The sequence below is a fragment of the Nonomuraea longispora genome (genome assembly GCF_004348345.1).
GTDB lineage: Bacteria > Actinomycetota > Actinomycetes > Streptosporangiales > Streptosporangiaceae > Nonomuraea > Nonomuraea longispora.
The window spans coordinates 1-2,642 of sequence record NZ_SMJZ01000391.1 but is presented as its reverse complement, the minus strand read 5'-3'; the positions used below and the strand labels follow the sequence as shown (position 1 = coordinate 2,642).

Annotated in this window: 3 protein-coding genes; 1 reads left to right on the top strand and 2 read right to left on the bottom strand. The window is 70.8% G+C overall.

Translation table 11 applies throughout. The annotated features are described in order from the left end of the window. A partial coding sequence (locus E1267_RS43390; protein WP_246064735.1) for a D-alanyl-D-alanine carboxypeptidase occupies nt 1-744 on the bottom strand: 744 nt, incomplete at its 3' end. Between the two features lie 189 nt (nt 745-933). On the opposite strand from E1267_RS43390, the gene E1267_RS43385 reads away from it, so the two are divergent. Continuing rightward, entirely contained in the window at nt 934-1,431 is a 498-nt protein-coding gene (locus tag E1267_RS43385; RefSeq protein WP_132342097.1) for an inorganic diphosphatase, read from the top strand. Nucleotides 1,432-1,434: 3 nt separating this feature from the next. Here the strand turns inward: E1267_RS43385 and E1267_RS43380 are convergent, their stop codons facing one another. Next, a complete protein-coding gene (locus tag E1267_RS43380) occupies nt 1,435-2,544 on the bottom strand; it encodes a C40 family peptidase (protein WP_132342095.1) in 1,110 nt (369 codons plus the stop codon). Between the last annotated feature and the right edge of the window lie 98 nt (nt 2,545-2,642).

Genomic DNA, 2,642 nt, shown 5'->3' with positions numbered 1-2,642 from the left:
GTCGTCGACTCTGGGGGCGTTGTGGCGGGGGTGCCGGCGGCCTTCGTCGATGGCGAGGGCGTGGACGGTCGCCACGTTGCCGTCGGGGATGTAGCCGGGTTTCCAGCCGTCGGCCTTGACGGGGCCGACGAAGTGCGAGGTGTCGTACGAGAGGGTGACCTTCTTGATGTTCCGGGACTTCAGCGTGGCGGCGGTGCGGGCGGCCAGCGTGCGGAGGGAGGCCTGCTTCGGGTAGCGGGGCTTGGCGGAGGGGCCGGCGAGCAGCGGGTCGCCGCCGCCGACGAGGACGACCGTGCCGGGTTCGGAGCCCTGGACGGCCTTGGTGGACAGGCGGGTGTCGGGCCCCAGCGAGGCGAGCGCGGCGGCGCAGACGGCGATCTTCGTCGTCGATGCCGGCACGAAGGCGGCGTCGGCGTTGGAGGCGAAGATCTGCTGGCCGGTGGCCGCGTCGAGCACGACGGCGCCGACCCTGTCGCCCAGCGCCCGGTCACCCAGGGCGCGGGTGAGCTGTCGCGTCAAAGTACTCTTGGTGGGGAGAGGTCCGTCTCCGGGCTTCACCGGAAGCTGGGCCAGCACAGGTCCCGCGGTGACCACGGGGGCGGGGGGAGACTCTTCCTGCGGCGACTCCGTCGGCCCGCCCGGTGGAGACTGCCCCGTCAATGCGCTGAGGCTGAAGCCGGTGTTCATCGCGTAAACGCCGATGACGATGGTGAGGGCTTGGAGCACGACGAGGGTGGTCAGCATCACCCACCTGTCGTGCCGCGCCACGTCGCCTGCCCTCTCTTCTGTGTTCGCCTACGAGACATTAACGCCCAGCCGGGGGTGCCCGGGGGCTGAGCGGGGGAGAGCAGCGCTGACCGGGCCCCGGTGAGGCGGTTGACCGCGTGCTGGGACGCCCTGCGAGGCGCTCTCGACCCATGAGAGAGGACCGCGGTGGAGTTCGACGTTGTCGTAGAGATTCCCAAGGGGCAACGGAACAAGTACGAGGTGGACCACGAGACCGGAAAGATCAGGCTCGACCGGTTGTTGTTCACCTCCACGCAGTACCCCGCCGACTACGGCTTCATCGAGAACACCCTCGGTGAGGACGGCGACCCGCTGGACGCGCTGGTGCTGCTGCAGGAGCCGACGTTCCCGGGCTGCTACATCACGTGCCGGGCGGTGGGCATGTTCAGGATGACCGACGAGAAGGGCGGCGACGACAAGGTCCTGTGCGTGCCCTCGACAGACCCCCGTATGCACCACATCCAGGACATCCATCACGTGTCGGAGTTCGACCGGCTGGAGATCCAGCACTTCTTCGAGGTCTACAAGGACCTGGAGCCGGGCAAGTCGGTCGAGGGCGCCAACTGGGTGGGGCGGATCGAGGCCGAGGCCGAGATCGAACGTTCCTTCCGCCGGGCCAAGGACGAGGGACACGACGGTCACTGACGGTCAGCGGGGCCTGGTGGCGCCCACCAGGTCCCCGCGGTAGATCGAGGCCACCCGTACGACGTCGCCGGTCTGCGGCGCGTGCACCATCTGGCCCCGGCCGACGTAGATCCCCACGTGGTGGATGGTGCCGGGGTCGTCGCTGATGTGGCCGAAGAACACCAGGTCGCCACGGCGCAGCTGGTCGAGCGGCACGTGCGGGCCTGACGTCCACTGGGTGCCGGTCCAGTGGTCGAGCCGCACGCCGACCTTCTCCCAGGCGCGCATGGTGAGCCCCGAGCAGTCGTAGGTGTCGGGGCCGTCGGCCGCCCACACGTACGGCTTGCCGAGCTGGGTGAGCGCCCAGTTGGCCGCGACGTCCCCCAGGGCGGAGCCGCGGGAGACGAGCCCGGAGACCGACGCGGCGGCGGCCTTGCGGCGGGCCAGCAGCTGGGCGCGGGTGCGGGCGGCGTCGACCTTGTGCTGGAGGTGTTTCTCGCGGGCTCGCAGTGCTTTCGTGTCGCGCCGCTGCCTGGCCACGGCCTCCTTCGCGGCGATCTTGGCGTGCCTGGCGCGTTCGGTGGCGGCTCTGCGGGCGGCGTAGGCGTTGGCGGCCTGGGTACGCAGGATGCCCGCGACCTCCTGGGCGTCGCGCATCCTGGCGAGGACCGCGGCCCGTTCGCTGCTCATGTGTTCGAGCACGCCGGCCCGGTGGAGCATGCCGGCCGTCTCGCCGTGGTCCATGAGCATGCCGAGGAACGGCTCGGTCATGGCCGCGCCACCGTAGGTCTCCGCCGCCAGCAGCGCGACGTCGTGCCGGGCCAGCTCGACCTCGGCGTCGGCCGCCGCGAGGCGTGTCCTGGCCTGCTGGTCGGCCTGCTCGGCCTGCCGGAGCCGGACGAGCTCCCCGTTGTAGGCCTCCACGAGCCGCTCGACCTCGGCCGCCAGCCGGCCGAGCCGTGACTGGGCGGTGGCCAGCCTGGCGCTGGTCTCCCCCAGCCGCTTGGAGCGTTCGCGTACGGCCTGGCGGGCCTTCTTGACGTCACGCGAGGAGGGGGCGGGCTCGGCGTGCACCGGTGGGCATGTGCCGGCCAGCAGGCAGACCGCGAGCAGCCCGGCCTGGAATGCGCGCATAGGTCCCCCTGGAAGCGGATGGTCACTCTATGCACACAGTCCCCGTGGGTTCACCTGCGTAACACGGGTTTACGCAGGTCAGCCGGTTTCCGTAGGAG